This window comes from Saccharopolyspora sp. NPDC000995, assembly GCF_053599315.1.
The window spans coordinates 1-4,752 of the sequence record NZ_JBSFLZ010000233.1; the positions used below are offsets into that span (position 1 = coordinate 1).

At 65.7% G+C, this 4,752-nt stretch carries 5 protein-coding genes and 2 pseudogenes; all 7 read left to right on the forward strand.

Annotation, left to right across the window (positions count from 1 at the left end):
- Positions 1–86: 86 nt before the first annotated feature.
- Positions 87–518: a hypothetical protein gene (locus ACWDKQ_RS35160; RefSeq protein WP_450143071.1), complete on the forward strand. Its 432-nt coding sequence runs from the start codon at positions 87–89 to the stop codon at positions 516–518.
- 53 nt (positions 519–571) lie between these two features.
- Positions 572–970: a GlcG/HbpS family heme-binding protein gene (locus ACWDKQ_RS35165; protein WP_450143072.1), complete on the forward strand. Its 399-nt coding sequence runs from the start codon at positions 572–574 to the stop codon at positions 968–970.
- 123 nt (positions 971–1,093) lie between these two features.
- Positions 1,094–1,345 (forward strand): annotated as a pseudogene (locus ACWDKQ_RS35170) (electron transfer flavoprotein subunit beta/FixA family protein); the annotation flags it as partial.
- Positions 1,273–1,452, forward strand: a complete 180-nt coding sequence (locus ACWDKQ_RS35175; RefSeq protein WP_450143075.1) for a hypothetical protein — start codon at positions 1,273–1,275, stop codon at positions 1,450–1,452. The pseudogene ACWDKQ_RS35170 and the gene ACWDKQ_RS35175, both read left to right, overlap by 73 nt.
- 239 nt (positions 1,453–1,691) lie before the next feature.
- Positions 1,692–2,243, forward strand: a pseudogene (locus tag ACWDKQ_RS35180) (Fe-S oxidoreductase); the annotation flags it as partial.
- A gap of 157 nt (positions 2,244–2,400) precedes the next feature.
- Positions 2,401–3,210 carry an alpha/beta hydrolase gene (locus ACWDKQ_RS35185; RefSeq protein ID WP_450143073.1) on the forward strand — a complete coding sequence of 270 codons (810 nt, stop codon included), beginning with the start codon at positions 2,401–2,403 and terminating at the stop codon, positions 3,208–3,210.
- Between the two features lie 661 nt (positions 3,211–3,871).
- Positions 3,872–4,752, forward strand: an 881-nt coding sequence (locus ACWDKQ_RS35190) for a heavy-metal-associated domain-containing protein (RefSeq protein WP_450143074.1), incomplete at its 3' end; no start/stop codon positions are given.

Genomic DNA, 4,752 nt, shown 5'->3' on the forward strand with positions numbered 1-4,752 from the left:
GCGACCACCACAGGCCGTCACCCCGGCTTCCGCCTAGTTCCTACCACAAGCCCCATCCAAGGGCTCGCACGGAAGAGGGTGCACTAGTGACCACCTCGTACCCCACTGTGACGCTGACCGATCACGAGCGTGATATCTGTGGCGCCCGCGCCGATGTCCTTATCCCCAACGCCGCCGGGATGCCTGCTGCCACGCAGATGGACGTGCATGCAGTCTGGATCGAGCACGCGCTCGGCGCCCGTCCAGACCTGGTCGACCGGTTTCGGGCGTCCCTGGCCGAAGCCGTGGAGGAACCTCCTGCCAAGGCAATCGAGACGCTCCACAAGAACAGCCCCGAATTGTTCGACGCGTTCAGCCTGCTTGTCGCCGGCGCGTACCTCATGAACCCCGAGGTACGCGCGCTCATCGGTTACCCGGGGCAGGAAAATCGACCTGTCGCGAACGACGAGGTGGATACCTATATCCACCTTCTAGAGCACGTTGTGGAACGAGGACCGGTTTATAGGCCGACTGTCTGACTCGTTTCTTCGCAGCACAAGTCGGCGTCATCCGCTCAGAAAGGAAAATTGTCATGGCAAAGCTCACGGCCGAGCTCGCGCAGAAGATTCTGGCCGCAGCCGCCGCGAAGGCCACGGAAATCGACTCTCCCTCTAGCATTTCCATCCTCGGCAGCGGAAGGGAACCGGTGGCTTTCCTGCGCCCGGATGGCGCTCTCCTCGCATCACCGGAGATCTCGTCCAACAAGGCTTACACCTCGGTGTCCATGAAGATGCCGACCGGTGACCTCAATGAGCTGGTCCAACCTGGTGGGCCGTTCTTCGGCCTGACTGCCCAGACCCGGCCGTTCGTGACCTTTGCGGGCGGCGTTGCGGTCCTGGTCGATGGTGAGGTCGTCGGTGCGATTGGCGTTGCCGGCGGAACCGGCGAACAGGACGAGGAAGTCGCGAACGCTGGCGCTGCGGTCGCCTGACCGCGAGTCGATCTTTTTACGGTACCTGGCGCACATCGGCGTGGCTGATGCGTCCCGGGAACCGACCTAAAGAGCAACGGAGTCGGTTGGTTTGTCGGACAGCGCCGTGGGGAGAGGCGAGGAATGAATATCGTCGTTCTGGTGAAGCAGGTGCCGGACACGTATTCCGAGCGGCGGCTCGAGGGTGCGGATTACGCGCTGGATCGTGAGTCGGCGGATGCAGTGCTGGATGAGGTCAACGAGCGTGCGGTGGAGGAGGCGCTGCAGATCACCGAGGCCCAGGGCAGTTAGGTCACCGTTGTGTGCATGGGTTCGGATCGCGCCACGGATGCGATTCGCAAGGCGTTGTCGATGGGGGCGGACAAGGCGATGCACTGGCGGCCTATGGCGCGGCGAAGGTGTATTCCGCGGAGTCGGCGGAGGCGGCGGGCTTCACCGTCGCCCCGCAGCTCACCGAGGAGATCACTAAGCGCAACGGCTGACGGGGAGTCTCACGGGCAGGCCTCGAAGCCGGTGGCTGACATCGAGACGGCCACCTGCCGGCTTCGGCCCGCAGCACTGTCCGCAAAGGACTCGCCTGGGACGCTCGTTATTCCCGGTGTGCTAACGAGAACTCTGGATGAAGGGCTACGGGGTGGGTGCCGTGCAGCTGGTCCTGGGCTTGATTCGTCTCGCCGTGACGGTGGTCGGGGTGGTGATGGCGGTCAGGACCGTGCGGCCGCCGAAGCTGCTGATCACTTCGCTGCGGGGCCATGCCCACGCCAAAGCCTCGTACCTGCTGGCCGGTGGGCGCAAGGACATCGCCGGTGACGAGATCGGCGTCAGCGGGCACGGTGCCGATCAGCGCCTGGCGAAGATCGATGCGCTGGCGCTGGCGGAGGCCGAGCACCCGCTGGTCGGGCGGCGGCGGGGAGCTCGGAGTCATCGACCCGGAGGTACTGTGGGCGTGCACCAACTGTGGGGCGTGCATGCCGCAGTGCCCGGTGGATATCGAGCACGTCGACACGTCGACCACATCGTGGACATGCGTCGCTGCCAGGTGCTGATCGAGTCGAACTTCCCCACCGAGCTGGGCGGAATGTTCAAGAACATGGAGGACAAAGGCAACCCGCGGGGCCAGAACGCCAAGGACCGGCTCGCCTGGGCCGAGAAGCTCGACTTCGAGGTGCCGGTCTTCGACGGTGAGCTCGGCGAGGATGTCGAATACCTGTTCTGGGGCGGCTGCGCCGGGGGGTTCGAGGACCGGGTGAAGAAGATCATCCAGGCCGTGGCAGTCAAACACGGCACCGATCGTGCCCTGAGTTTCCCGTCGATATGAGAGAGGTCGGTTCATGGTCAGCCAAGAAATGCAAGAAGTGATCGATAGCATCACCGACTTTCCCTTGGATGTTTCGGGGCAGCGGCGCCACTATGAGAGGGTGTGGCGGGCAGTGCCGGTCGATGAGGACATCCGCGCTGAGCCCGCGGACCTGGGAGGTATCGGCGGAGCAAGGTCGGAATGGGTGTGGACGGGCGAGCAGGCTAGCGATGCCTGCTTCGTGTACTTCCACGGTGGCGGCTACGTGTGCGGCGAGCCGTGGATGTGGCGGCAGTTCAACGGGACGTTGTCGCGAGCGTCGGGCATGCGGTGCCTCGCCTTCGACTACCGGCTCGCGCCGGAGTACCCGTTCCCGACGGCCGTCGCCGACTCGTTCGCCGCCTACCGCTGGCTGCTCAACAGCGGTGTCAGTCCCCAAGAGATCGTGTTGACCGGCGACTCGGCGGGCGCGGCTCTCGTGTTGGCTGTACTCGTCGAGCTACGCGAGAAGGGCCTGCCGCTGCCGGCGGGTGGAGTGGTGATGTCGCCCTGGACCGATCTGGAGCTCCGTGGCGAATCGATGACCCCGGCCACAAATGATCCGCTCACGACCGAGGAGTCAGCGGGGTCGATGGCGCGGCTGTACCTCGACGGTCAGGACCCGCGGAGCCCACTCGCTTCGGTCCTCTACGCCGACCTCACCGAACTCCCGGCGGTGCATGTCGAGGCGGGCACCAGGGACGTGTTGTACAGCGACTCCACCCGGCTAGTCGAAAAGCTGACGGAAGCCGGAAACGACGTTCGTTTCCACTCGGTCCCTGGAGCCATCCATTCCTACCCGGCGCTGGCCGGGGGGACCCCGGAAGCAGCGGATGCAATCGACCGCATGGCAGATTTCATGATCACGATCACCGGCCGTACAAGTTCAGGTCCCGACGAGTAAACGGACTCAAGCTGTCGGCGAGTACGCAAGACTGCGGTTGGACCGTCTCCGAGACCGGTCGCGTAGAGCAGGCCAACAACCGTTGAAGAAGACGAGCGTGCTGGCGATTTGCTTGTACTCATTGCTTGTCGGACGAGTTGGCGATTTCTCGTTCAAGTCGGCCGAGACGTGCCCGAGGCGCTGCTTCAGGTGTGGGCTCGGCGCGTAGTGAATTGCTGCGGGCGTAGGCGATGGCTTGTTCGAGGCTGAGATCCGAGCCCTGGGCGAAGCAGTCGCGGTAGCCGTCGTCACCGAGAGCTTGCCGAAGCTGACGGACCCGACGCTGTTTCGAGGTTCGCTTTCCGTTCGCCGGCCCTACGATCGAGACTCACCACGGTATCTGTGGGCGTGCGTGGGAGGTAGTCGTGGCTACAACAGCGCAGAGAACACAACGCCTGGCGCAGGCGCGCGGCAATAAAGGGCGCGGTCGCGAGCTGAGACGGTCAGCCTGCCCGTCGCGGCAGAGTTCCGTCGGGTCGACGTTCGCATGCCACGCCGTTGGGATGACGCGGTCCGCGCGGTACGGGACGGTTGGGTGCTCGAACGGCCGGTTGCGGGGGTGACCGGGGCGGGGGTGTCAGGGGCGTCGGTCGGCTTTGCGTCGAACGGCTGAGCGTGTTCGATGTTGCGTACCTTGGGCGCGTTGGCCTCGCAGATCGTGGCGCCGGTGGCGGCTGCCGCGCAGAGTATTACGGGCTTGGGGCGGCGGCGGGCGTGGTCGTCGCAGGGGCGTGCGCACGTCGAGGTACGCGGTGTTCATCAGCCGGGGGTTGAGGAGGCTGGCGAGCAGATCGTCCGGCGGTTGGAGAAGGTACCGGGTGTTGCGTGGGTCGAGATCAACGCTGCCGTGGGGCGGATGGTCATCGGGCATGATCCGGACCTGGTGGGGATCGCCGAGTTGGTGGGTGTGGTGGAGGACGCGGAGGCGGACGCCGGTTTGGGCGAGGAACCGTTCGCCGCGGTCAGCGCGAGCCACCCGGACAATCCGGCGAAGGTGATCGCGGAGGCGACGGTGCTGGGTGCGAATTTGACTGGCGCTGCGGTCGCGATGGGGGCCCGGATGCTGCCGCTGCCCGCGCTGCCGCCGTCTGTTCCGGCACTGGTGTCGACCGGTGAGTCGGTCTCCCGGGTCCGGGGACCGCTGGAAACGCGGATCGGGAAGACCGCCACTGACCTGTTGTTCGGGCTCAGCAGTGCGGTGGCGAACACGCTCGCGCAGCGTCCGGCGAGTTTGCTGGCGGAATCGGGGTACCGGTTCTGCCTGTTGCGGGAGACGCAGGCGGCGCAGCGGAGCTGGGCCCGGTGGGAAGCCGGAACGGGGACACATCCTGCCAGTCACCGCAGTGCGCCGGTGGAGGTTCGGCCGCGCCCTGTGCCGCTGCCTGACGGCCCGGTCGAGCGTGTGACCAACGGTTCGGCTTTCGCTGGGTTGGTGGCGTTCGCGGGCATGCTCGGGATGACGCGGAGCTTTCAGCGTGCGCAGGCAATGGTGGTCGCGGGTGC

Coding starts and splice junctions, on each gene's coding strand:
- ACWDKQ_RS35165 (WP_450143072.1), top strand. CDS start 572: ATGGCAAAGCTCACGGCCGAGCTCGCGCAGAAGATTCTGGCCGCAGCC.